Source organism: Salicibibacter cibarius, from assembly GCF_016495725.1.
GTDB classification, from domain to species: Bacteria; Bacillota; Bacilli; order Bacillales; family Marinococcaceae; genus Salicibibacter; species Salicibibacter cibarius.
In genome coordinates this window covers 3,190,774-3,214,210 of sequence record NZ_CP054705.1, presented here as the reverse complement: position 1 = coordinate 3,214,210, position 23,437 = coordinate 3,190,774, and the positions used below count along the sequence as shown (strand labels likewise).

At 41.8% G+C, this 23,437-nt stretch carries 25 protein-coding genes and 1 riboswitch; of the genes, 16 read left to right on the top strand and 9 right to left on the bottom strand.

Annotated elements, in window-relative coordinates:
- Positions 1-218 precede the first annotated feature (218 nt).
- The 4 genes from HUG15_RS16345 to fabF all read left to right on the top strand — a co-directional run bounded on the left by HUG15_RS16345 (position 219) and on the right by fabF (position 3,174).
- The gene (locus HUG15_RS16345) at positions 219-383 is read left to right on the top strand and encodes a hypothetical protein (RefSeq protein WP_200124109.1); all 165 of its coding nucleotides are present in this window, start codon (positions 219-221) and stop codon (positions 381-383) included.
- 68 nt (positions 384-451) lie between these two features.
- Entirely contained in the window at positions 452-805 is a 354-nt protein-coding gene (locus tag HUG15_RS23140) for a hypothetical protein (RefSeq protein WP_246516371.1), read from the top strand.
- Between the two features lie 152 nt (positions 806-957).
- A complete protein-coding gene (locus tag HUG15_RS16335) occupies positions 958-1,893 on the top strand; it encodes a beta-ketoacyl-ACP synthase III (RefSeq protein WP_200124108.1) in 936 nt (311 codons plus the stop codon).
- A 39-nt stretch (positions 1,894-1,932) separates the two neighbouring features.
- The gene (gene fabF / locus HUG15_RS16330) at positions 1,933-3,174 is read left to right on the top strand and encodes a beta-ketoacyl-ACP synthase II (RefSeq protein ID WP_200124107.1); all 1,242 of its coding nucleotides are present in this window, start codon (positions 1,933-1,935) and stop codon (positions 3,172-3,174) included.
- A 214-nt stretch (positions 3,175-3,388) separates the two neighbouring features.
- Here the strand turns inward: fabF and HUG15_RS16325 are convergent, their stop codons facing one another.
- A complete protein-coding gene (locus HUG15_RS16325) occupies positions 3,389-3,928 on the bottom strand; it encodes a M15 family metallopeptidase (protein ID WP_200124106.1) in 540 nt (179 codons plus the stop codon).
- Between the two features lie 92 nt (positions 3,929-4,020).
- Between HUG15_RS16325 and HUG15_RS16320 the strand changes: the two genes are divergently transcribed.
- Positions 4,021-4,872, top strand: a complete 852-nt coding sequence (locus tag HUG15_RS16320; RefSeq protein WP_200124105.1) for a DegV family protein — start codon at positions 4,021-4,023, stop codon at positions 4,870-4,872.
- Positions 4,873-4,915: 43 nt separating this feature from the next.
- Here HUG15_RS16320 and HUG15_RS16315 read toward each other — a convergent pair whose 3' ends face one another.
- Positions 4,916-5,737 (bottom strand): hypothetical protein, encoded by an 822-nt coding sequence (locus HUG15_RS16315; protein WP_200124104.1) that lies wholly within the window; start codon positions 5,735-5,737, stop codon positions 4,916-4,918.
- An 88-nt stretch (positions 5,738-5,825) separates the two neighbouring features.
- Between HUG15_RS16315 and HUG15_RS16310 the strand changes: the two genes are divergently transcribed.
- Positions 5,826-6,581 (top strand): RQC-minor-1 family DNA-binding protein, encoded by a 756-nt coding sequence (locus HUG15_RS16310; RefSeq protein WP_200124103.1) that lies wholly within the window; start codon positions 5,826-5,828, stop codon positions 6,579-6,581.
- A 669-nt stretch (positions 6,582-7,250) separates the two neighbouring features.
- Here the strand turns inward: HUG15_RS16310 and HUG15_RS16300 are convergent.
- From HUG15_RS16300 to HUG15_RS16290, 3 genes are read right to left on the bottom strand one after another with little or no spacing between them, the layout of a single operon-like run.
- A complete protein-coding gene (locus HUG15_RS16300; protein WP_200124101.1) occupies positions 7,251-7,958 on the bottom strand; it encodes a hypothetical protein in 708 nt (235 codons plus the stop codon).
- On the bottom strand, positions 7,945-8,826 hold the full coding sequence (locus HUG15_RS16295; RefSeq protein WP_200124100.1) for an ATP-binding cassette domain-containing protein: 882 nt from the start codon (positions 8,824-8,826) through the stop codon (positions 7,945-7,947). Before HUG15_RS16295 ends, HUG15_RS16300 begins: the two co-directional genes overlap by 14 nt.
- On the bottom strand, positions 8,819-9,187 hold the full coding sequence (locus HUG15_RS16290; protein WP_200124099.1) for a GntR family transcriptional regulator: 369 nt from the start codon (positions 9,185-9,187) through the stop codon (positions 8,819-8,821). Before HUG15_RS16290 ends, HUG15_RS16295 begins: the two co-directional genes overlap by 8 nt.
- A 225-nt stretch (positions 9,188-9,412) precedes the next feature.
- Here HUG15_RS16290 and HUG15_RS16285 point away from each other — a divergent pair, with 225 nt between their 5' ends.
- The 4 genes from HUG15_RS16285 to HUG15_RS16270 all read left to right on the top strand — a co-directional run bounded on the left by HUG15_RS16285 (position 9,413) and on the right by HUG15_RS16270 (position 12,635).
- Positions 9,413-10,024 carry a TetR/AcrR family transcriptional regulator gene (locus HUG15_RS16285; RefSeq protein WP_200124098.1) on the top strand — a complete coding sequence of 204 codons (612 nt, stop codon included), beginning with the start codon at positions 9,413-9,415 and terminating at the stop codon, positions 10,022-10,024.
- Position 10,025: 1 nt separating this feature from the next.
- Positions 10,026-10,952: an ABC transporter ATP-binding protein gene (locus HUG15_RS16280; protein ID WP_200124097.1), complete on the top strand. Its 927-nt coding sequence runs from the start codon at positions 10,026-10,028 to the stop codon at positions 10,950-10,952.
- On the top strand, positions 10,949-11,725 hold the full coding sequence (locus HUG15_RS16275; protein ID WP_200124096.1) for an ABC transporter permease: 777 nt from the start codon (positions 10,949-10,951) through the stop codon (positions 11,723-11,725). The genes HUG15_RS16280 and HUG15_RS16275 overlap by 4 nt, the downstream gene beginning before the upstream one ends.
- 286 nt (positions 11,726-12,011) lie before the next feature.
- On the top strand, positions 12,012-12,635 hold the full coding sequence (locus HUG15_RS16270) for a TetR/AcrR family transcriptional regulator (RefSeq protein WP_200124095.1): 624 nt from the start codon (positions 12,012-12,014) through the stop codon (positions 12,633-12,635).
- Between the two features lie 723 nt (positions 12,636-13,358).
- On the opposite strand, the gene HUG15_RS16260 is transcribed toward HUG15_RS16270, so the two are convergent.
- Both HUG15_RS16260 and HUG15_RS16255 read right to left on the bottom strand, forming a co-directional pair.
- Entirely contained in the window at positions 13,359-14,573 is a 1,215-nt protein-coding gene (locus HUG15_RS16260) for an ABC transporter permease (protein ID WP_200124093.1), read from the bottom strand.
- The gene (locus HUG15_RS16255; RefSeq protein WP_200124092.1) at positions 14,551-15,273 is read right to left on the bottom strand and encodes an ABC transporter ATP-binding protein; all 723 of its coding nucleotides are present in this window, start codon (positions 15,271-15,273) and stop codon (positions 14,551-14,553) included. Before HUG15_RS16255 ends, HUG15_RS16260 begins: the two co-directional genes overlap by 23 nt.
- A 1,205-nt stretch (positions 15,274-16,478) precedes the next feature.
- On the opposite strand from HUG15_RS16255, the gene HUG15_RS16250 reads away from it, so the two are divergent.
- Positions 16,479-17,405, top strand: a complete 927-nt coding sequence (locus tag HUG15_RS16250; protein WP_200124091.1) for a glycosyltransferase family 4 protein — start codon at positions 16,479-16,481, stop codon at positions 17,403-17,405.
- Between the two features lie 40 nt (positions 17,406-17,445).
- The gene (locus HUG15_RS16245; RefSeq protein WP_200124090.1) at positions 17,446-18,504 is read left to right on the top strand and encodes a glycosyltransferase family 4 protein; all 1,059 of its coding nucleotides are present in this window, start codon (positions 17,446-17,448) and stop codon (positions 18,502-18,504) included.
- 340 nt (positions 18,505-18,844) lie between these two features.
- On the opposite strand, the gene crcB is transcribed toward HUG15_RS16245, so the two are convergent.
- Together crcB and HUG15_RS16235 are read right to left on the bottom strand one after the other, a co-directional pair.
- Positions 18,845-19,228 (bottom strand): fluoride efflux transporter CrcB, encoded by a 384-nt coding sequence (gene crcB, locus HUG15_RS16240; protein ID WP_200124089.1) that lies wholly within the window; start codon positions 19,226-19,228, stop codon positions 18,845-18,847.
- A gap of 24 nt (positions 19,229-19,252) precedes the next feature.
- The gene (locus HUG15_RS16235; RefSeq protein WP_200124088.1) at positions 19,253-19,630 is read right to left on the bottom strand and encodes a fluoride efflux transporter FluC; all 378 of its coding nucleotides are present in this window, start codon (positions 19,628-19,630) and stop codon (positions 19,253-19,255) included.
- Between the two features lie 56 nt (positions 19,631-19,686).
- Positions 19,687-19,752: riboswitch (Fluoride riboswitch) on the bottom strand.
- Between the two features lie 174 nt (positions 19,753-19,926).
- Here HUG15_RS16235 and HUG15_RS16230 point away from each other — a divergent pair.
- The 4 genes from HUG15_RS16230 to HUG15_RS16215 all read left to right on the top strand — a co-directional run bounded on the left by HUG15_RS16230 (position 19,927) and on the right by HUG15_RS16215 (position 23,419).
- Positions 19,927-20,079 carry a hypothetical protein gene (locus tag HUG15_RS16230; RefSeq protein WP_200124087.1) on the top strand — a complete coding sequence of 51 codons (153 nt, stop codon included), beginning with the start codon at positions 19,927-19,929 and terminating at the stop codon, positions 20,077-20,079.
- 892 nt (positions 20,080-20,971) lie between these two features.
- On the top strand, positions 20,972-21,583 hold the full coding sequence (locus HUG15_RS16225) for a TetR/AcrR family transcriptional regulator (protein WP_200124086.1): 612 nt from the start codon (positions 20,972-20,974) through the stop codon (positions 21,581-21,583).
- A gap of 125 nt (positions 21,584-21,708) precedes the next feature.
- Positions 21,709-22,653, top strand: a complete 945-nt coding sequence (locus tag HUG15_RS16220) for an ATP-binding cassette domain-containing protein (protein ID WP_200129016.1) — start codon at positions 21,709-21,711, stop codon at positions 22,651-22,653.
- Positions 22,646-23,419 carry an ABC transporter permease gene (locus HUG15_RS16215; protein WP_200124085.1) on the top strand — a complete coding sequence of 258 codons (774 nt, stop codon included), beginning with the start codon at positions 22,646-22,648 and terminating at the stop codon, positions 23,417-23,419. The genes HUG15_RS16220 and HUG15_RS16215 overlap by 8 nt, the downstream gene beginning before the upstream one ends.
- Positions 23,420-23,437 lie beyond the last annotated feature (18 nt).

The window sequence follows — 23,437 nt, the reverse complement described above, 5'->3', positions numbered from 1 at the left end:
CATGACGCCCGAAATCGGTGGAGGACGGAGTTTACGGTCGTCATGAGAGGTTCATGACGCCTGAAATCGGTGGGGGCAGTAGTTTTCGGTCGTCATGGCGGCTTCATGACGACCGAAACTGTTTTTGGAACATTAAAAAAGTCACCATGGTGCCCTTCATCTATTTTTAAGGTATAATGGTTTTATGCGATTTTCGGTGTCATTGGGGAGTTGATCGGATGCATTTTCTTATTGGTGTATTTATCTTCACTGTCGTTGCAATCACCGGCTATTTTTTCCTATCGGCCTTTACGTCATTGGCTGAGACGGCTATCGTTATTTTGGCGCTCGTCCTTGCCTTTCTCGCCGAATATACGTATATGAAAATACGGGCAGATGGTTGATAAGTCGCACATTCGTTATAGGGCTGCCATAGAATATGCAGTAGCCTATGCAGGAAAGGAAGAGATTGATGAGAACCATTTATCCTTACCGAACGGATGGTTACGCCGCTTATCCGGCAGCTACCCATACAGGCGATGAACGCTTTGGATTTTTTCTGCCTTTTGTCGCCGGTCTTGCGATTGGCCCTTGGTTAGCCGGCGGTGGATACGGCGGTTATGGGCCTGGTCCCGGTGGATTCGCCGGTCCGCCTCAAGTCAGTTATGGACCACAATTTGGGCCGAGTTACGGACCGAGTTATGGACCAATCCTTGGTCCCGGCTATGGAGGGCCTGGTGGTTACGGATCTCAACCGGGATTGGGCGGTTCACCTGTTCCGCCATACGGAGCTTATGGATCGTCTACAGGGGACACCCTTCGATAACAAAAAATAGTGAAAAAACCGTGGTCATTCGATGGAAAGGCCGCGGTTTTTTGTTGCGGAAATTTTTTAAATAAGCTAAGATATAATTAGTACTAGGTCATAATACGAACCAATATTCTTTTAAAAGCCATTTAAACAGGAGGGGAATTTGTATGCGACAAGCGGGCATTTATGGAATTGGACGTTTTATTGAAGGAAAAGAGGTCACGAATAAAGATTTCGAAGAGACGTTGGATACGAGTGACGAATGGATTCAATCGCGTACGGGGATCGAACGGAGAATTTTTGCGGAAGATGATGTGGAGACGTCGGATATGTCTTATTTTGCTGCTGTTCGTGCACTTGAACATGCCGAGGAAAAAGCCGAGGATCTGGATCTGATCATCGTTGCGTCCGTGACCGGCGATTATCCTTTTCCTTCCGTATCCTCGATGATTCAAGACCGACTCGGAGCACATAAGGCAGCGGCGATGGATATTGGGGCCGCTTGCGCCGGATTTGCATACGGAGTCGTAACAGCCAGCCAATTCATATCTACCGGGGCTTATGAACGGATTCTCGTCGTCGGCGCAGAAAAATTGTCAAAAGTAACGGATTTTACCGATCGCAATACAGCTGTTCTTTTTGGGGACGGTGCGGGGGCTGCAGTAGTCGGTCCTGTTAGCAACGATCGAGGATTGCTCTCCTTTGAATTGGGCTCCGATGGAAGCGGTGGCCCCCATATTATCGCAAATCCTAAGCTTTATATGAATGGACGTGAGGTGTTCAAGTTCGCGGTACGCCAAATGGGCGATACGTGTATGAATTTGCTTGAAAAGGCTAATCTTACGAAAGATGACGTCGATTATCTCGTTCCCCACCAAGCAAATATCCGTATCATGGAAGCAGCTCGCCAACGATTGGAGTTGCCGAAAGAAAAAATGTCGACTACCGTACAAAAATACGGAAATACGTCTGCATCTTCGATTCCTATCGCTCTTGTTGAAGACTTAAATCGTGGTAAAATAAAAGATGGAGATTTAGTCGTGATGGTCGGATTCGGCTCCGGTCTAGTATGGGGCGGTCTTGCTCTTCGCTGGGGGCGATAGGTCCGATCCGCAAAATACGCGAGTTGAAAAAAGGAGAGAATGCAGATGAAACGTGTCGTAGTTACAGGCATGGGGACGGTGAATCCGCTCGGCAACCATGTGGATGAGGCTTGGAAGCACGCGCTTGCAGGGGAGACGGGCATCGGGCCGGTAACGAGGTTGGATGCAGAACAATTCCCGATTAACGTCGCGGGTGAAATAAAAGGATTTGAAGCGGAAGACTATTTGGACCGAAAAGAGGCCAGGAAAATGGACCGGTTTACCCATTACGCCGTCGCTTCCGCTTACATGGCCCTCGAAGATGCCGATTTTAAAATTACCGATGACAACGCGGATCGCGTTGGCGTCTGGATTGGCTCCGGGATCGGAGGTATGGAAACGTACGAAAAACAATTCAAACAATTCACCGAAAAAGGCGTCAGACGGGTAAGCCCATTTTTTGTTCCAATGATGATTCCGGATATGGCTTCCGGTCAAGTATCCATCATGACCGGCGCAAAAGGGATAAACTCTTGCAGCGTTACGGCTTGTGCATCGGGGACGAATTCCATCGGCGATGCGTTCAAAGTCATTCAACGAGGAGACGCGGACGCTATGATAACCGGCGGAACGGAAGCGCCGATTACGAATATGGCGATCGCCGGCTTCTCCGCGGCGAAAGCCATAACGACGTCCGAGGATCCCGCCACCGCTTCACGTCCGTTTGATACGGAGCGGGATGGATTTGTCATGGGCGAAGGTGCCGGTATTCTTATTTTGGAATCATTGGAATCTGCTGAAGCGCGGGGGGCCGACATTTACGCGGAAGTGATCGGATATGGATCAACCGGGGATGCTTATCACATGACAGCACCCGCGCCGGATGGGGAAGGCGCGGCGAGAGCAATGGCGCAGGCGCTTTCCGATGGAGCGATAGAAAAAACAGACGTTGGCTACATCAATGCCCACGGGACGAGCACCCCGTACAATGATGAATATGAAACGACCGCGATTAAAAATGTTTTTTCCGATCATGCCTATGATCTTGTCGTTAGCTCGACGAAATCCATGACCGGGCATTTATTGGGATCAACCGGCGCCGTTGAAGCCATTTTTACCGTAAAGTCGCTCGTTGATCAAACGGCGCCTCCGACTATTAATTTGCATAATCCTGATCCGAAATGTGATCTGGACTACGCGGCAAACGAAAAGAAACCAATCCAAGCCAATGTTGCCTTGAATAATTCATTCGGATTTGGCGGGCATAACGCAACGCTTGCTATTCAAACCTTTGAAGGATAAAACGTGAGGCTGTCATCCTTAAGGTGACAGCCTTGCGCTATTTAACGGTATTTTAAGGGACAACGTCGGTTTTGTTGTACCATAGTAGGTTGCTTTCCTATCCTTAGAGGGACAACATCGGCTTAGTTGTACCATTGAGAGTCGTTTTCCTTCTGCTAGAGGGACAACAACGGGTTTTTTGCACCAGTGGTCGTCGCTTTCCAACTGATGGAAGTTATTCGTTTTCCAGTTGTTGTTCTGCTTCTTGGAGTTCTTCAATAGATAGGCCGAAGTCCATCTGCAAATGGGGATAATCATTCCAGTGGCCGCCCCATTCAAATCCCAGTTCTTCTCCGATTTCCGCGACTTCCAGCCAATCGGGTTCGCCGCTTTCGGTACCATCGTATTCGATGTCCCAGATGATTTCCCCGTCGCCATTTTCAATCGCGAAGTCGATGGCCAGACCGTAATTATGATACGACTCGCCCGCCTCCGCGTTTGTCACGATGTCGCCGGATTCCGCCCGGCCTTGTGCGTATAGGTCATCCTGGCGTTCATGGGAACGGTATCCTTCTGTAATGACGACATTAATCCCGATGGCTTCTGCCCGTTCGATTAATTCATCTTTTTGTTTTTTTACATATGGATGAAGTTCTTCGTCGGCGGAGACAACGTCCTCCGCCATGGCTTGTTGCTCGCGATTTTCCTCTAAGTCAAACAGAAAGATTGTTGACAATACTGCCAAGAAGCATATAAGGAAAAAAATATTTTTCATAGATGCAGAGATTCCTCCGGTGATTTTTCTAATAATGCTAATATAATAGGGGACATAGAGAATGTCAAAGAAATGGAGATTGGAGCGGAGATATGGAAAAAATTAAGATTGTCACAGACTCAACAACAGATTTACCCAAGGATATTTTAGAAAAATATTGCATTCACGTTGTTCCTTTATCGATACAAATTGATGATGAGTCATACATTGATCAGGTGGATATTTCGTCCGACGATTTTTTAAAAAAGATGTCTCATGTCGACACCTTACCGAAAACATCGCAGCCGGCAATAGGGAATTTGATGCAGCGATTTGAGGAAATGGGCGAAGACGGGAGTCAAATATTGGCGATATTCATGTCTTCAGGTTTGAGCGGCACGTATAACACTGCCCGCATGGCAGCGACGGAAGTGAGTGCCGATGTTACCGTTGTGGATTCAACGTACATTTCGTCCGCACTGGGCTTTCAAGTTATGGAAGCTGCAAAAATGGCAAATGCCGGGGCTTCAATGAGTGAGATCTTAAAACGAATGGAGACCATTAAGCATAATTCCAGATTATATGTCGTTCTAGAAACATTGGATAACCTGGTAAAGGGTGGACGGATTGGCAAAGGAAAAGCTTTTCTGGGCTCGCTTCTCAAATTAAAACCGATCGCGAAACTGGAAGATGGCGTTTATTCACCGGTATCAAAAGTGCGAACACAATCACAAGTGATTCATACACTCATGAAAAATTTTGAAACTGATTCAGAGGAGCGGACCATTAAGGGCGTTAGCATTTCTCATGCCAATGCGCTTGCGCTTGCCCATAAATTAAAGGATGCCCTTCTAACGAAAAGCAGTATCAAGGATATCAAGATCCAAACGACAACGCCCGTCATCAGCACTTATACGGGCGAGGGTGCCATCGGGCTTTCTTATTATACGGATGCACAAGCATAGCGGTCCGGTGCAGGGGTCACGTAGCCTCTGCCGGACGTTTTGGTTAGAATTTCTGTAACTTTTTCTTCAGCATAATAATTTCTTTTATTGGATTTGTTCGTGAAATTTTTTGAAATAAAGGATCATGAAAAAATTCCAATAACTGCTTTTTTAAAACCGGATAGGAAGGGAGGCGATGAAATGGATTGTTTTGCCCATCCTTTACATAGTTGTCGAAACCATTCATTCTCAGAATTCCTAAATGAAAGCCATGATGCGGTCTGTAAGAAAACTGATTGATCTTGCCGAAGCCAATTCCATTTTCAATGATATGATAAAGAAATTTCTCATCCGTACGGTGCCGTTTCATAAAAGAATATACCTCATCCAAATGATGGCTATAGTAGTCAATTATCGGGTTCATTTTCTTGTAATAGTCGTCTGCTTTGAAAAAGTGCAAGCCGGTTAACCGCTCCGAATTAGGACGGATTTGGTTGCTATACGGAAGGCCGATTTTTTCACAGTGCTCTACGTGTTCTTCTAAAAGAGAGGGAGTTTCTTTTACGATTAAAAAATCGACATCGCCGATATACACATGTTCGAATTCCGAAAACTCAGTCTCGGGAATAAGGAATCTCAAAGGTTTTCCATTTTTACCATCTTTAAAAGAACCGTAAGGAAAATAGTTTTCTTTTATCTCGAAATTTGTAGAAAGATTTTTTTTAATCATGTCCATACAAGCATTTTCTTTTGTAGATAAACGATCCATAACGAAAATTTTCACAAAATAATTTGGGTAACTTTTCAAAATGCTATACACGTAGTAAGGAATATATGGTGTATAATGACCGAATACATAAACGGATATGCAAATCGGTTTTTTCATGTTGGACAACCCTCCCAAAAGCGTTATTATAATATGTAATGATGGACATATGAAAAAGGAACGGCAAATGTTAGGGAGGGTTCGTGTAATGAACGAGAAAATAAATCATTTATCTGAATATGAAATACGAACGATTTTACGGGCGGCAGATGATATTATTGCGCAAGGCGGGCGAACGCTTCTTGCAAAAATCTTAAAAGGCTCACGTGAGAAAAAGGTGTTACAGCTCGAATTGGATCAGTCTCCGGTCTATGGTTGTTTTCGTTTGGTTAAGCTTGAGGATGTTATCGACAAAATTGATTGGATGATGGATCATGATTTCTTGGGTATCGAGTATAGCGGAAAACTACCGATGATCGTCTTCACGGAAAGAGGCTGGCAGATTGAATCCGATCAGCGCGCAGATGAATTGTTAAGTGAATGGAAGCAATGGTTGGAAGAAGGCAAGAGGCAGCCGGAAATGAGTTATTTGAAGGATCGAAATCGGCACATGATCTTTTTGTTTCTTGAAAAAATAAGAGAAACTCAAGACAGGAAGTACATTCCTTATTTACTGGAATGGGAGAAAATAGACTATAAAAAGGTGAGAGCTAAGATTCGTGCTACGATAAAAGCGTTGGAAGCAAATGATCCCATTGATCATGAAAACGTCCAACGAAGAAAAGCGTCCATCAAAGAAGCTTTGAAAGGTTCGGCGCCTCAAGATCTTCTCTTAAAATGTTGGGAATGCGGCAAACGTTTCACTTTCACTGTAGGAGAGCAGCAATTTTATAAACAAAAAGGATTCGTTCATCCGAAAAGGTGTGAGGAGTGTCGAGCTCGAAGAAACGGGGATATTTTTTAATATAAAAAGAGATTTAATGTGATATATGCACCCGCTGCGGAAAAACACTACGCTTTCCGTGGGCCTTTAGCTCAGCCTCCTCGAAAAAAAGAAGGGCGCTTTTTTTCTGCGGGGTCTTCCCGCTGCGCTTTCCCACAGGAGTCTCCGTGTTTTTCCTCCGCTAGCTAGTTTTCATGACCACATTTATTCATATATTTCAACCATTGATTTTGGCATTGCATCAATAAAAAAAGGCTATTTAAAGCCCTCAGAAGAAATACTACTAATTATAGAGATATGATATACTACATATGAGCTACATAAGCAGGATGAGGCGGTGGTCCCTGTTGACCGTCCCTTGACATTCACCATGTCAAAACGGGAAGGAGGTGCTGCCACACGTGATTACTTTGTATCAAGGATTGATACTGATGATCTCATTCACCACAATGGTGATCGGGATTATTTCAGTCGTCATCTTGATTATACGGAAAAAGTAATCCCCTCTCCTGTGAATAGGCCCCGGGAAGAGGATTACTTTCCTAAACAGCCACCGCCACTTCTATGCGGTGTAGCTCATCGTGAACCTCGATCTTAACCCATCGGGGTTCCTTTTTAGTATTGCTCTTTCTAACATCATTATATGCCACATTTGATAAAAACTCAAGGAGATCGTTAAGGCTTCGCCGTTTATTCCGGCCTCGGTTGCTTCCCGATAAATAAATACCGATCCCCACGTTCTAATGGTCCATTTTTCATGAAGAGGTAAGAGAGCAGCATGAGCAGCACAGAAATCCCTGCCAGGATGTGAACGAACAAGAGATGGTCAACAACGATAAATTCGATGAGCGGATAAAGGTCGGCAAAAAAGTAGGTAGCGAGTACCGCGATTAACAATGCTGCGCCGCCAATTAACGTTCTTACTGTGCCAAGGTTAAAATAAATGGATTGCGCGATCATCCCAAGACCGAAGAAAGTGACCATCCATAATACATCGATCCAAACATACAAGAGCGGATTCGATCCGCTAACAAGGTCTGCCATGTGGAAAATATATCCTTCGTTCAGTAGATAGGGACTTAAGAAATGCAGTCCATTCAAAAGGATTCCACCGAGTATAATATAGATACTGATTGACAGATAAGTCGCGATCATAAACTGTTTTCTCGTCCCACCCAAGGAAAGGATATATTTGTACCCTTTAAAAAGGATAAAAGGGTAAATGAGAAAAATGGCGTAAAGCGGCCCGAACGTTATCCCTAACATTTCATTTTCTCCAAGATAGAAGCTTAAGAATATATACAAAGCCATTAAACCGAGCGTTACACCAACGTTGATATAAAAAGTTACGTTCATCTCTTTAATGATGACGCGGAGCGGCCCTTTAAGCGTGTTCATGTTTTTTCGTCTCCTTTTTTGTCAGATTAACGAGATAATCTTGAAGTGGTGCTTTTTCAATAGTAACACCGGCATCTTTTGCTTTTGCTTCCAAATCCGTGTGGAAGGAATCGTCAATCATAACATGTAACTGTTTCCCGATCCTCCGTTCGTCAATGACTCGGTTATTGCCGATCACCGCTTTTACTGCTTCAAATGGTCCTGTTATGAGCACCCCGTGCCTTTTCAACTCTTCTGTTTCTTCATATCGAATGATTGTTTTTTGATCAATCAGCGCGATTTTTTCACAAAGTGGCACCAGTTCCTCAATGTGGTGTGTCGATAACATAATTAAACGTGGGTGTTCTTCGTACGTATCCAACAACATATCATAAAACTGTTTACGCATATTGGCATCAAGGCCGTTTGAAGGTTCATCCATGACCGTTACAGGTGCCTTGCTCGCGAGCCCCAGCGTAATCTTAATCATGCTTTTCATGCCTTTTGAAAATTGCCTGATCTTCTTTTTCCTTGGCAAGTCAAACACATCCAGCAAATATTCGGCAAATGCCTGATCCCAATTTTCGTTGAAATAGGCGCCAAAACGAAGCGCATCTTTGACATCCCATAAGTCTGAAAAGGGATGATCCTCCTGCATGAACGTCACATGGTTCATTGCTTCACTATTGTTATATGGGGTGATCCCGTTAACGCTGACGGTTCCTTGATTTGGCTGATCCATCCCGGAGATCAATTTCATCAATGTTGTTTTCCCGGAACCGTTGCGTCCCCATAAACCTATAATCACCGGTTCATCCTCCCGTAAGGCAACGTTTTTCAATGCCGCTCTATTCCCATAAGAAAACGATAAGTCGTGTATATCAATCATCATAATCCTCCTCAATCAATCGAATAAATTCTTCCTTCGACATTTGAAGTCGCTTGGCTTCTTTCAGCGTCGGCTTAACATATTGAATATGAAATTCTTCTTTACGTTCGGCAAGCAGCCGACGTTTCGCTCCTTCGGCTACAAAAACCCCAACGCCTCGTTGTTTATAGGCATAACCGGCATCAACGAGCATCGATAACCCTTTTTGCACTGTTGCGCGGTTCACTTGATAAAATTTGGATATCTCTGTCGTCGAGGGAATTTGTTCCCCTTCATGCAATTCCCCATCAACGATGTCATCAGCAATCATTTCGAAAATTTGCTGAAAGATCGGTTTTGAGTCATCGAAAACAGCCTTCACTAAACGCTCCTTTCCCCCGTTAAGATGATGGGTTGATTAGTTGTGTAATCAAGTATACATAAATGAACTTGAATTGTAAACTGTTTTTTTCTTTGTGTTTCTTGTCACATGTTGGTCATGTGGGAATCTATTTTTACATAATAGTTGAATATTTTTCATAATGGCTTATAATATTTGTGAATGAAAAATATTTTTATTCATACATTCATAAAAGGAGGTTTTTAGATGTCTCGAGGATTTAATGATTATGAAAAACAAGTCATCACAAACTCCCTTATAGAACAAGGTAAGATTCTTTTCGGCAAATTTGGATTGCAAAAAACAAGTATTCATGAAATCACTAAAAACGTAGGCATTGCTCAAGGGACATTTTACAAATTCTTTCATTCAAAGGAAGAATTATATTTTGTGATACTGGAAATGGAAGAGGAAAAATTAAAAGAACAATTTGCTAATTTGGATATTTTCAAGGATAATCAGCCGAAAAAAGCCATCAAACGTATACTTCAGCAAATGGTTAATACAATCGAGCAGAACTCATTCATTCGAGAGTTATATGTTGGAAGTAACATGGAAAATATGCTAAACAAATTATCTCCAGAATTACTTGACAAGCATTTTAAAAATGATTCTATCTCATTTTTGCCTTTAATTGAAAAATTAAAAAATGAAGGGTTTATTATTGAAGAAGCCCCCGAAACCATTGCCAGCGTATGCCGTTCTTTATTTTTACTAACATTTCATAAAAAAGAGATTGGTGAAGACATTTATACGGAAACCATTGAACTGTTTATTGATTTGATCGTCGATGGTCTTATAAAAGAGGAGGGGGAGTAAATTGCAAACAGTTATTAAATCAAGCCGTATATCAAAGAATTACAAAGGTTTTCAGGCTGTTAAGGATGTTTCGTTAAACATTTGTAAAGGAGAAATATATGGATTTATCGGGTTAAATGGATCTGGTAAAACGACGACAATTAGAATGTTACTTGGCATGATCAAGCCAACAGAAGGCGCTTGCTATATAAAAGGTGAAAAGGTAACTTCCACTAATCATCGTATTTGGAGAAGCGTAGGGCACATCGTTGAAACACCCCATTGTTATCCCGAGCTTACTGTTCTGGAAAACTTAGAAATTTTTCGGCGGATCAGATTGATGTCAGATCCCGAGATCGTTCCGAGAGTCATGGAACAACTTCATTTAACACGATATGCTCAAAAGAAGGCAAGGAATCTTTCATTAGGGAATACTCAACGATTAGGAATTGCAAAGGCTCTGCTCCATTCACCTGAAATTTTAATTTTGGATGAGCCAATGAATGGCTTAGATCCTTCAGGAATTGTAGAAATTAGAACGTTACTTCAAGATTTAGCGTTAAATAAAGGCGTTACCATCTTAATGAGCAGTCATCTGCTTCGTGAAGTAGCTAAAATAGCAACTAAAATTGGCATCATTCATAAAGGGCGATTAATACAAGAAATTGAATCCATGCAATTAAGTGAACGTCTCAATCAACAGCTAGTCATTGATACCCGTAATAATGCATCTGCTATTTCACAACTAACAACTGCCGGGTACGCCTCAAAAATAAATAACGATGGATTAATTGAAACCACTGATGGAAGAGCCATTCGAAATCCCGATGAGATATCCCGATTGCTTGTTTACACAGGGTTTGCCCCAACGACATTAACGGTAAAAGAGGAAAACTTGGAATCTTATTTTCTGAAAATTACCGAAAGAGAAGGGGAAAAGTTGCAATGAAATATTTTCTCGTTACCTTGCACATGGAAGGGTTTAAAATCATCAAGTCGAAAGTCATTTGGATAATTGCAGCAGCTTTCAGCATTGCTCCGCTAATGGCTGGCTTTTTTATGTTCGTATTAAAAGATCCAGCACTTGCGGAAAGTACCGGATTAGTCGGGGATCAAGCGCAAGTTGCAGGAGAGGCTAATTGGCAGTCTTATTTAGATTTACATGCCCAAATGATTGCAGTAGGCGGTATTTTCGTTTTTGGTTTTGTTACAAGTTGGATATTTGGAAGAGAGTACGTTGATAACACTGTAAAAGACCTCCTGACTCTTCCTTATTCAAGAGCAGTGATTGTTATATCAAAATTTTTAGCATCATTTATTATAAACATAGCATTAAGTGCCTATATCGTAACTGTCGGTTTTTTTATTGGGGGGATCGTAGGACTCCCGCAATGGTCTTCAGCCATCGTGATGGAGAGTCTTTATGCGATACTAATCGTTACCATGTTAACGATCGTTCTAAATACTCCTGTTGCTTTCTTTGCAAGTTATAGTCGTGGATATTTAGCACCGGTAGGCTTTGTCATTATTACACTCATTTTTTCCCAAGTTATTGCAGCTGTAGGTTACGGTGACTATTTTCCATGGGCGGTACCGGCACTTTACAGTGGATTAACTGGAGAAACCATCATCAGTTGGAGCAGTTTAATGATCATCGGTATTACAAGTTTGCTAGGCTTTCTCGGTACATTATATTGGTGGCTTTTTGCAGACCAGCATTAAGAAAAGTAACGGGTGATGATATGGCTAAGATTCTTGAACCATTTATCAGCCGCATGTATCAATGGTAGAATGTGATTTTTTATTTCCAAAAATAAAAAATTAGCAAGTGAGCAAAAAGCGCATTCTTAAAATCGGGGCTTGTCAGCATCGATTGACGGTCACAATTTGATCGTTCACAAATGTTTCTATACAATATGAGTATGACACGAAATCTAACGATAAGGATCCTCTTTATCCTGTATCGTAGATGTAATGAAATGTTTAATGCGATAAAAGGCGAGATATAATGACAAATAATGAACCGAAATTAACGAAAAAACAAATAGCGATTATAGAGACAGCAACAGAATTGTTCGCGGAAAAAGGCTATGCTGGAACATCCACAAATGAAATTGCACATAAAGCTAGCGTGTCAGAGGGGACGATCTTCAAGCATTTTAAATCGAAAAAAGGTTTATTGATGGCGATTGTTTCACCGATGACGATGAAGCTGTTTGCGCCAATGATCAAAAAAGATTTGGATAAAGTGCTTGACCAGGAATTTGAATATTTTCAGGACTTGGTTCGTGCAATGATTGACAATAGAAAAGCATTTATCCAAAATAATTTGCCAATGTTACGCATATTAATTCAGGAAATTCCTTTCCATCCGGAATTGAAAGAGCAATTTATTGAATATATCGGAAAAGATATTTTTGAGAAGATAGGGCAAATAATCAAATATTATCAAGACAAAGGACAGCTGGTTGAAATGGATCAGAAAACGATTATCCGTACGATTGCATCGTCAATCCTGTCATATATTGTAGCGCGTTATGTTCTCCTTCCGGAAGCGGATTGGGATTCAGAAGAAATTGAGACGGAAAGGATTGTGCAAATACTGGAGAACGGGCTTGTGCCAAAAAACTAGTGCAAGGTGGCTTAATTAACCAATCATGGAGACAGTTGGAAGAATTTCGGTCAGCAACGCTTCTGGCTCCCTAACGGACAATTTACCGCGTCATGGCGACCGAAAAAGCGGTCGGTTCTCGTGTTCGGTCGCCATAACCGTTTTATGACGACCGTAATGGCCTGAATCGAAAGCGTTCGGGCGTCATAGCCGCTTCATGGTGACCGAAAAGGCTTGTATCAGAAAGACTTCGGTCGTCATGGCTGCCTCATGGCGACCGAACGAGCGATTGGCTTTCGTGTTCGGTCGCCATGAACTGTTTCATGGAGACCGGGGAGCCTGCTTCGCAAGAAACCATTCGGTCATTGACGATAGCCTTTGATACCTTAACTCGTGGCTGTGGCGGTTTAATCCAATCGATCACTGACCCCAGTTTGAAGCCCTAATCCGGTCTTCCGATCGTCGGTGTGACCGCTTATTTTCGACAGGCTGTACTAGTGCAGAGTGGTTGAATTAATCGGTCACCCAGCATCGGGCGGGTGTTAGTCATCCTTTGTTATACCTTTTTAAACTTTATGGATAAACGTAGACTTTCGCCATTTATTTGCGAGAGGTCACGTGTTTCTAAAAAACATAAGCCCTTTATGTGATTACTCAATCTTATTTCAGCCGCTCTGCAGTAGATTTATATTTAAAATTAAGCTGGATGGCTCACAGCATTTTAAGCTGAAGCCACCCGGTTTTTTATACCTTCCTGTAACGTCGCATCCCCAGTATATTTAACGCCACAAAAAGAACGATAAACAACACTAAAACAAGTAAGGGGATCGCTATGTCGTTGAGCATATATCCTTTTAGTGCAACATCAATCATTGTATTTCCGGCATAGTATAGCGGCATGATAGGCGCAATCCATTGTAGCCATGGTTCCATTGTGTCCACTTTCAACATACCGGAGAAAAATATTTGCGGAATGATGACTAGAGGAATAAACTGAACCATTTGGAATTCACTGCTCACAAACGTGGATAACAAAAGACCAAGACCTAAAGCGACAAAGCTTAACAAAATATTGATGATAAATAGGTTGGATATGGAGCCGGCAATCTCCATATCCAAAATGTATATGGAGTACAAGATAATCACAGCCGTTTGCAGAATCGCAAAGATGCCATAACCAAACAAATAACCAAATACAGTCTCAAATTTTTTGATTGGTGTGGACAATAGTTTCTCCAAGGTGCCGCTGCTTCTTTCTTTTAGCATTGACATACCGGCAATCAAAAATACAAAAAAGAACACAAAGAAGCTGATTAAAATCGGATTTAGAATGTCAAAAAAAGTATAGCTTTCATCACCGTAGATATAGTCAACAGTCATCGGATCTTCGTCCATCTCTGTGTCAGGTTCGAACGTCGTATCCATATCGGTGTCTATATCTGTATTTATATCTAAATCTATGTCCTGTGCTAATTCCGGAGGCAGTTGTTCCATCATATCATCGATACCATTAATGATTTCTTCTACGCTATCAGACATTTCTTCCATATTATTGATCATATCATCAATGTTATCGGATAGATCATCCAGGTTATTTTCCATCACTGCTTGGGAACTACCCTGTATGGCAGGTCCCTCATCTATTGGATTGTCATTAAGAATGGTTAGCGTCCATTCATCATCCTCTTGTTCCAAAATAGCACTGGCATGCCCTTCCTGTAGATAGGATGTTGGATCAATGTTGTTTTCTTCTTTGACGACCATATCGTTGTCTTCCATAATATCAATCACGTCATCATCGACATTGACAGTCGCCACACTTACTTCATCATCAGGGTCGGGAAAAATATAGTTGAGTAACGTGATGACAAAGATAGGGGCCAAAAATAGAAGTGCCATCGTACGCTTATCACGGAGGATTTGTTTGCAAATTCGTTTAATTAAGTGAAGCATTTTCATGTTCTTTCTCCTCCAGTTCCAAAAAGACTTGGTCGATATCACTGACCTGGAAAGTTTCCAAAATCTCTTGAGGCGTACCGCTTGCCGCAATTCCTTTATTCTTCATTAATAAAAGCTGATCACACTTCATAGCTTCATCCATAATATGTGTGGTGATTAACAGTGTACTGTTCTTTTTTAACTCGTGAAGCCGGTCCCAGATGTTTAATTTGAGAACAGGATCAATACCGACTGTCGGCTCATCTAAAATCAAGTATTCTGGCTGATTGAGTAGAGCGATTGCCAGAGATAGACGGCGCTTCATCCCTCCGGAGTAATGCTGAACGAATTTATTTTGCTCCTGCGCAAGTTGAACGAGATTTAAAGTGGATTGAACTGATTTTTCAGACATTCTCCTTTTATACATATGGGCAAAGAATTGGATATTTTCCAATCCGGTTAAATCATGGTATAACGAATCGCTTTGCGCCATATACCCGATGTTGTTTAAAATTTTACGGTTTGGAATCGTGACGTTATTAATGGTGACGCTGCCGGTATCATATTTCTCCATCCCCATTAAGCATTTAATTAACGTGGTTTTGCCGGTGCCTGAAGGGCCGATCAAGCCGGTGATCTGATTGTTTGGAATGTCGACGGATATATTTTGTAATATTGTCTGCTTTCCAAAACGTTTGGACAGGTCGGTGATTTTTAGCATTTGAACCACATCCTCAATTTTTTTGAAGTGAGTAATCACTCACTATAATGACAAAGAAGATGGTTGCCGTCAAGAAGTATGTGTAAAATGAGAACGCCGTCGTTGGGGTAATGGTGATAACCTCATAAAAAAACAAGCAATGGCTGGGTTTCGGTTGAAAAGTAAAAAGGCTGTATAGTTGCTCGCATAACGGCATGAACGAATGTCCAATAAACGAAGAGATGCCGCTCAAAATATATCGAGACAGTTGGTTGATCACTAAACGATTGTTGTCTTTGAGGATTTGAGGTGTTGACAGCTGCAAAGAATATTACAACTTGGTTTGATGACAGAACCCCAAACAGGTGCGGAACGAGCCTTCTTGGATTGATTATACATGCCCAACACAATCGATCCGCATCTGTTGCCCTCATGGATGATGGAAGATATTGGAGTGTCGCCAGCTAATAGGCTTCCAGTGGCTCTCATAATGATCGAAAAGGGTTAATCTCCGTTGGGGGAGAACTGATACCTGAACTCCTTGGCGAAAAGCCAAGTTTTCGAATTTTTTAGAGGCTATAATGGAAACTTGGTTGCGCGCATTTCGGGCGTGAGAGCCGGCAGTTTTTCCGCTCGAACGGAGGCGTACAATTGCGAGTTAGGACCCGAACAGCAGTGAAAACCGAGTTAAAGGGTCACTAACCGAGTCATTAGCACCCGAACAGAGATGAATCCGCGCTCCATGGGCCACTAATTGAGTCATTAACACCCGAACAGCGATAAAAACACGCTCGAAGGGTCACTAATCATGTCATTGGTATTCGGTCAGCGGTAAAAATTCACGCCAAGCAACGCTGATCGCAACTAAACATAATAGGAACCTTTCCCTTGACTTTCTGAAATGTCTTGATAGGGACCATCGTATTTTTTATTGGTAGGTGAGGAAGTATAAATCAACGTTCTTACCTACATAAGTGCAACTAAGGTTTTAGCCATAAAAGCTTGACGAAAAACCAAGTTTCTAAGAACCATTGATCCTGTCATCTATCTATCCGGGAATAGAAATTGATATTTCTCTGTACTTAGCAGCATGGTTGTTTCGTTAAGCAAATGAAATGTGGGAAAAAATAGACGAATTTTGCACCTGCACCTATAACATTTTGATGGCATGGGGAATAAAATGAAATATCTGTATATCATCTGATTTAAAGAACGGACTGATTCGTATGGAACATGCAATGGGGAAGGTGCGAAAGATTTTATTGGTCGCTGATCACCCTGGGTGGGCATTTCATCATCGTGCAAAGGAGATGATGGCTTTGCCGTCTAGTCATCTTCAATTTGACTTGAAATACCGTGACCAGCTAACGGCTAAAGATAATGATCAATATGACATTATTTACGCGATGTCCGTATTGATTGCAAAAAGCCTCCATCAAAAAGGTATTCCTGTAAACAAATTGGCCGCCGGAATCACATCTTCACGGCAGTTTAATCGTTATAAAGTAAATAAAGATACGTATAAAAAGGAATTTCTCGATTTTTTTACGAATCTGCGTGGTGTTAATACTGTTTCAAATGAATTTGTTCAACAATTCAACAAGTATCGTCCCATTTATAAAACGCGTACGGGAATTAATGAAAATCTATTTAAACCATCAACAGACAATACAAGGCAACCTACTTTTACCGTAGGCTGGGTAGGCCGAATAGACGGGCATCTCCATCGTAAATTGAAAGGATATGATATCGTCTTATCAGCAATAAAAGGCTTAGACATGAAACTGGATATTCGAACATTTACCAAAAATAATGTTTCAAGAGATAAAATGGTTGAATTTTATCAAGGATTGGATTGCTTTATTTGTTCTAGTGAGTCTGAGCACATTCCCTTACCAGTTCTAGAGGCAGGTGCTTGTGGGATCCCAATTATTTCCACGCAGGTAGGGATTGTTCCTGAGGTTATCAAGTCATATGAAAATGGCATCATTATTCAGCGAAACGCGAGTGCCATTCGGGAGGCGCTTCTTTATTTAATGAAAAATCCTGGTCAACGCAAATCGATGGGAAGGTCAATACGACAGACCATTCTTGACCAATGGACGTGGGACGTGTGCTGGAAGGAATGGGAAGACTTTTTTACAGCGATATAGGTCATGGAGAGAAGAAATAGGCTGTAAAGGAAGATAGAAGATGAAAATTCTATATGTCATTAATAAATCAACAGATGGCGGAGTAGTGAGCACAACACGAAGTCGCATCAATGCTTTTCGAAAAAAAGGGATTGAAGCCGAAGTGTTTTTCTTGTATCGCGGTGACGGTGCAAAAATGTTTAAAAATATTCGGCATTATCATTCGAATAGAGTTAAAGACTTTCAGGAGCGAGTGACAAGGGGGAATTATGATTGTATTATTTTCGTGTACTCCCTTAATTATATGAAACACTTGCCAAGCAGCTACAAAGGAAAGAAGGTATATGAACTCCGGGGTTGGACAACAGGAGCTGAAAAACAAGTGAGTAAAAAGAATATCAGCAAGTCTGTCGATGCCATTATTTGTATAGCGCATTACATCGTCCCATTGGTGAGGCCCTATTTCCGAGAGGACATCCCTATATTTGTAGATGGAAATACGGTTGATTCACTGTTTTATTATATAAATGACGCTAAAAAAGTCTGGAAAGAAACTCCTAAACCTCAAAAAGACCACGCTGTCATTGCATTTGTTGGAAGAATAACCACGCAAAAGAACTGGAAAGAATTTATTAAAATATTCCGAAATATAGAAAGTGAACACCAAGTCGAAGCTTGGTTTGTAAGTAATCCAAAAACATCTAGTGATTTACAAGAATTGCATGAGACATGTAAAAAAAATCATGTAAACTATAAAGTCATTCATGTACCCAATGAAAATATGCCGGAAGTGTATTCCACGATTGCTGATTCGGGGGGATGTGTATTGTCAACATCGATACGTGAAGGATTAGGGAATTCGATTTTGGAACCGATGGCATGCCAATGTCCGGTTGTCAGTTCAGATAAACCAGGCAAAAATGAGATCATTTCGCATCAATTTAACGGCATGCTTTATGAGCTAGGTAATATAAAGAAAGGCACCGGCTGTGTAGAGAAATTGTTAACAGATGCCTCGTTTCGCCATACGATAATTAAAAATGCCCTATCCACGATTCAACGTAACTATAATCAAGATGTCTATGTTGATCGATATCTGGACATCGTATCAAGAATATAGGAGTCGGGCGTTATGAACCCCCCATCTATTTGAAGTGGGGGGGTTCTGGGTGTTTGAAAAGAGAACAAAACTAGGATAAGGCGGTGGCATCTCGTTGACTGTCCCTTGACATTTGTCATGTCAAAATGGGAAGGAGGTGTTGTCACACGTAATAGGCAAGCAGAAAGAGATTACTTTCCTGAAAATGCTACCGCCATTTCTATGTGGTGAGTTCATTGGAACCTCGATGCGAACACATTGGTATTCCTTTCTCATATGCTACCTTTGGCAAAAACTTAGTTATTTTACAGCGAAAAACCCTTCCGTAGCTCAATCGAATCGACACCTCGTTTGTTCACTATTAAATCCATAACCCTAAGCCATACCCTACACTAAACATGACAATACTGCCCAAAAGAGAGATAGCAACATACCAAACCAATCTCTGATAGGATTTTTTGCGAAAAAGTTCCAATGCTTCCATGCTAAACGTAGAAAACGTTGTAAAAGCTCCAAAAAAGCCAATGCCTAAAGCGAGAAACCAGAGGTTATCATAAGCGTCCATAGGGATGTAACGAAAATAAGCACCATAAAAAAGGCCTAATCCAAGGGCGCCCAGGATATTCACGCTCAACATGGCCATGGGAATAGGAGGGTCCGGATATTTTTCCATGATGATATTTCCAACCAAATACCGAACGATTGCTCCTAGCCCTCCACTGACAGAAAGAATAAATAGGTCCATGGATGATTGATCCCCCTTCCGAGTTTATGAGCAAGGGTTGGTATCTCCAATCCACCTCCCAAGCATCATGCCAACCAAAGCAAGCCCAACACCTCCAAAAAAAGAAGTGACGAGATAAATGAGGGAGAAAATGACTTCATATTGGAGTAAAAAAACCGTCTCCGCCGCCAGAGTTGACATTGTGGAGAACGATCCTAAAAACCCCATGCCTAAACCCGCCTTTAACCAATCAGGAGCTTTCCTAATGAGAAACCAACCAGTAATTCCTCCTAACAAAAAACTAGCGAGCAAATTTTCAATAAGTGTACCTAAGGGATAGGTGGTCCATATATTAAGTACATAACGACATAAAGTCCCCAGGGCTCCCCCGATTCCTATTGAACATATCGTTTTCCATTTCATATTTATAGACGCTCCGATTCAAATAAATAAAACTCCTGACAGAACGCACCCAAAAGTGACCGCCAGGAGTCATTAGCCGCTGCGAAACGGCAGTTATGGCGAACTCCATCGCCTATGTAATGATTGAGTAACATCTTAAACTTGTCATCGAGGAATGTCAAATGGGGGAAAAGGGTCCGATCATTATTTCTCGATTCACGTCGGTCGCGACAAAAGGACATACTTTGTTTTTAAAAAAATCTTTGCATTCTTTGAAAATGAGCGTATAATCTTCAATAATTAAAGGGGGAGAGAAAATGCGGTTACTTAAAACCATTGCTGTGAGGTTTATGCTGACTGGTTCTGCTCTTTTCATGGCTGTTTTACTCCTGCCTGTTTTCTTAGTTACAGAGCAAGTGGATGAATTTTCAAGACTGGTTGAGGCAATATTTAAAGATCGAGAAGGTTAAATCCCTGTCATTTCACCTCTTGTTAACAAGAGGTGAAATGTGTTTATGCCTATTCAACGACCCGCTTGCTGTATAACTTTTGTTCCATTAAAGTCAGTAATAGATAAGCCTTTGAAGTGATCTCCAGCTTTTTCCTTGCTCCACACGGAGCGTGCAAGTTACCCCGCGCTCCGCGTTCCATCTAATGATATGTACTAGTGGAACGTTTCAAAAATGCTTTTCTGCACAAAAATCCAGCCAAATGATGGTCAACCATGGCAACCGAGGACTCAAAATGCATTTTTAAGCCCTGCTCAGTCCTCAGATCTGTCAACCGAGGACTCAAAATGCAGTTTTTGATCCCGAACAGTCTTCAAAGCATCGGGAGATATGTGAATAATAATTTTGGAAAGAACTTCTGATATAGACCACTAGATGATAAGGTCCTCGTTACCTTCAGACGAGAGAAAACTACCGTCCAAATAGAAAAATCTTGCCTGAAAGCTCGCGCTGTGTAAAATCACACATTCCTCCCCGACGCTTGGAAAGACCCATCGTTCCATTCGTTAGACTTGGGGCTGTTCCTCCACTTCCATTACAGGAGATTCTTCGGTCATACCTCTACTCTCACAAAGATAAATGCTTGACACCGTGATCTCATATTATTGAACGTCATTTAACCCAAGCATTTGTATTGCCATGTTTTCCATCTCTTTTAATCCAGATGATTGTGCGAATTCAGCAACATCGATGGCTTGTGTAGCCTGTAATTCAATAATGTGGTGAGTATATAGAAGTGTGGGGGAGTTGTATATCCGGATACTTCACGCAAATTATGACTTGACTCTATTCTGGATAAGCTCTACTCTTAAATAGACTGAATGATTCAATCAAAATATACAAGGAGGATATTATGGCACCTTTAAATGAGAATCAATTAAATCAGAAAAAAGCGGAGCGAAAAGAACAAATCATGCGTGCCGCTTTGAAAGTGTTTGCGGATAATGGGGTTAAACTCACGAAAATAAGCATGATTGCAAAAGAAGCGAAAGTGAGTCATGGATTGGTCTATCATTATTTTGATTCAAAAGATGAAATACTGTATGAGAGTATAGAATGGGGAACCGAAGAAAATAGGGCAACACAAGTTTTTAATGATCTGAATGAAAGCGGAAAAAGCCCTCTGGAAAAAATCAAAGCGTTTACTCAATTCGCATTTTCAGAAAGCGATAGGTGGGTAACTCAATCAGTTTTTCGGATTATGCAACATTTAAATGAAACAAATGGATTACCTGATCATATAAATGAACTTGTGAACAATGCAGGGCAATTTTACATAGAAGCATTATCCCCTATATTTCGTGAAGGACAGAAATTCGGAGAGATCATTCAAGGGGATACTGAAGAGCTGTTGGGCATTTATTTAACTGTCCTATCCGGTATTATGGCGGATGATCCGTCATTTTGGAAAGAAAACACTGAATGGAAGGTTGAAATCCTTTCACGGATGATCTCGGCACGGTAATCCTTAAAAAAGATTGACATATTAAAAAAACACCTGTATCCTTATATTGACTGATTAAGTCAATCAAATTTCCTGCCTTAAAATTGACTGATTTAATCAATCAAAAATTGAAAGGGGACGATTTTATGCTCGATCCTGTTATTTCGGTGAAAAATATAAAGAAAAGTTACGGGAAGAAAACGGTTTTAGATGGCATCAATTTTGAAGTAACAAAAGGATCCATTTTTGCGTTACTAGGAGAGAATGGCGCGGGGAAAACGACGATGGTTCGTATTTTATCGACCTTAATGAAAGCAGACGGGGGTGTCGCAACCATTGGCGGATACGATACAAATCGTGAGTCTACTTCTGTTAAAAAAATGATCAGTTTAACCGGTCAGTATGCTGCAGTAGATGGGTTATTAACAGGAGAAGAAAATCTGCTGATGATGGGTCGATTAAATCATCTTGACCGCAAGACGGTAAAAAAGCGCGCTGCAGAGCTATTGGAACAATTTGATTTGCAAAAAGCGGCTAAAAAACGTGTCCAATCCTATTCCGGCGGGATGCGCCGCAGGCTCGATATTGCTATCAGCCTGATCGCAGATCCGGATGTCATCTTCCTTGATGAGCCGACAACCGGACTGGATCCACGCAGTCGGAAGAGTATGTGGCACATGATCCAGAGGCTTGCAGAGAGCGGTGTAACGATCTTTTTAACAACGCAATATTTGGAAGAGGCCGATCAGCTTGCAGACAAAATTGCGGTTATTAGCGAAGGTAAAATTGTCGAAGAGGGCACGGCTGAAGAGTTAAAACGCATCGTCGGAGAAGAAAAGGTGGCGTTCACTTTTTCTGATATGGCATCGTGTCGTAAAGCTCGGGATCTTTTGGGTGGCCAAATGGATGTAAATGAATGGAGTGTTATCGTTACAACGGAAGGTTCACCGCAGAATATGCGCGGGCTGTTGAACACATTGCATGAATACGGCACAGAACCGGTATCTTTTGCCTTCCGTCATCCGACACTGGACGATGTGTTCATGGAAATCACAAGTGATGATAAGAAAGGGGCTGTTGTCAGTGAGTGAATCGAAGTTGTATTGGGCAATAATAGACGGATGGACGATGTCTAAACGTAGCTTGAAGCATATTTTTCGAGAAGCAGAGTCACTGGTGATGGCAATCGGATTGCCGGTAGCCATTATGGTTATGTTTGTCTATGTTTTCGGAGGGGCGATTCAGACAGGGACGGATTATGTGAATTATGTTGTTCCCGGTGTAATCATAACATGTGTCGGTTTTGGGAGTTCGATCATCGCGATTAGCGTGACACAGGACATGGTCGGTGGCTTATTTGAGCGCTTCCGCAGCATGCCACTTCTCCCCTCATCTTTAATGGTGGGCCATGTTATCGGGGGCTTTGTCCGCAATGTGATCGCGACGACTGTGGCCATTCTCGTTGCCTTGCTCATTGGGTTCCGGCCAGATGCGGGATGGCTGGAATGGTTTGGTGTGATTGGGGTATTGGCTCTTTTCATGGTATCGATTAGCTGGGCATTTGTTGTCTTTGGTTTACTCGTAAAAAGTGTGGAAGCGGCGAATGCTCTTACGTTTCCCATGTTGTTCCTGCCTTATTTGAGCAGCGCCTTTGTACCAACCGAGACTATGCCGTCGTGGCTCCATGCATTCGCAGAAAACCAACCGATGACCCCGCTGATTGAAACATTGCGTGGACTTTTGCTTGGAACTCCAATTGGTTCTAATCATTGGTTGACGATGGCTTGGTTTGGCGGATTGTTGATTGTGTCAATGGTCACTGCAACGTTTCTGTTTAAACGCCGTAAAAGCGAATGAGATTAGGTTATAAGGAAC

What these genes read in the sequence shown, in the direction of transcription:
- HUG15_RS16285 (WP_200124098.1), top strand. Translation starts at nt 9,413, where the DNA reads ATGTCTCGAGGATTTAATGATTATGAAAAACAAGTCATCACAAACTCC.
- HUG15_RS16235 (WP_200124088.1), bottom strand. Translation starts at nt 19,630, where the DNA reads ATGAAATGGAAAACGATATGTTCAATAGGAATCGGGGGAGCCCTGGGG.
- HUG15_RS16345 (WP_200124109.1), top strand. Translation starts at nt 219, where the DNA reads ATGCATTTTCTTATTGGTGTATTTATCTTCACTGTCGTTGCAATCACC.
- HUG15_RS16230 (WP_200124087.1), top strand. Translation starts at nt 19,927, where the DNA reads ATGCGGTTACTTAAAACCATTGCTGTGAGGTTTATGCTGACTGGTTCT.
- HUG15_RS16245 (WP_200124090.1), top strand. Translation starts at nt 17,446, where the DNA reads ATGAAAATTCTATATGTCATTAATAAATCAACAGATGGCGGAGTAGTG.
- HUG15_RS16325 (WP_200124106.1), bottom strand. Translation starts at nt 3,928, where the DNA reads ATGAAAAATATTTTTTTCCTTATATGCTTCTTGGCAGTATTGTCAACA.
- HUG15_RS23140 (WP_246516371.1), top strand. Translation starts at nt 452, where the DNA reads ATGAGAACCATTTATCCTTACCGAACGGATGGTTACGCCGCTTATCCG.
- HUG15_RS16315 (WP_200124104.1), bottom strand. Translation starts at nt 5,737, where the DNA reads ATGAAAAAACCGATTTGCATATCCGTTTATGTATTCGGTCATTATACA.
- HUG15_RS16310 (WP_200124103.1), top strand. Translation starts at nt 5,826, where the DNA reads ATGAACGAGAAAATAAATCATTTATCTGAATATGAAATACGAACGATT.
- fabF (WP_200124107.1), top strand. Translation starts at nt 1,933, where the DNA reads ATGCAGATGAAACGTGTCGTAGTTACAGGCATGGGGACGGTGAATCCG.
- HUG15_RS16255 (WP_200124092.1), bottom strand. Translation starts at nt 15,273, where the DNA reads ATGCTAAAAATCACCGACCTGTCCAAACGTTTTGGAAAGCAGACAATA.
- HUG15_RS16295 (WP_200124100.1), bottom strand. Translation starts at nt 8,826, where the DNA reads ATGATTGATATACACGACTTATCGTTTTCTTATGGGAATAGAGCGGCA.
- HUG15_RS16335 (WP_200124108.1), top strand. Translation starts at nt 958, where the DNA reads ATGCGACAAGCGGGCATTTATGGAATTGGACGTTTTATTGAAGGAAAA.
- crcB (WP_200124089.1), bottom strand. Translation starts at nt 19,228, where the DNA reads ATGGACCTATTTATTCTTTCTGTCAGTGGAGGGCTAGGAGCAATCGTT.
- HUG15_RS16270 (WP_200124095.1), top strand. Translation starts at nt 12,012, where the DNA reads ATGACAAATAATGAACCGAAATTAACGAAAAAACAAATAGCGATTATA.
- HUG15_RS16250 (WP_200124091.1), top strand. Translation starts at nt 16,479, where the DNA reads ATGGAACATGCAATGGGGAAGGTGCGAAAGATTTTATTGGTCGCTGAT.
- HUG15_RS16320 (WP_200124105.1), top strand. Translation starts at nt 4,021, where the DNA reads ATGGAAAAAATTAAGATTGTCACAGACTCAACAACAGATTTACCCAAG.
- HUG15_RS16225 (WP_200124086.1), top strand. Translation starts at nt 20,972, where the DNA reads ATGGCACCTTTAAATGAGAATCAATTAAATCAGAAAAAAGCGGAGCGA.
- HUG15_RS16220 (WP_200129016.1), top strand. Translation starts at nt 21,709, where the DNA reads ATGCTCGATCCTGTTATTTCGGTGAAAAATATAAAGAAAAGTTACGGG.
- HUG15_RS16275 (WP_200124096.1), top strand. Translation starts at nt 10,949, where the DNA reads ATGAAATATTTTCTCGTTACCTTGCACATGGAAGGGTTTAAAATCATC.
- HUG15_RS16300 (WP_200124101.1), bottom strand. Translation starts at nt 7,958, where the DNA reads ATGAACACGCTTAAAGGGCCGCTCCGCGTCATCATTAAAGAGATGAAC.
- HUG15_RS16260 (WP_200124093.1), bottom strand. Translation starts at nt 14,573, where the DNA reads ATGAAAATGCTTCACTTAATTAAACGAATTTGCAAACAAATCCTCCGT.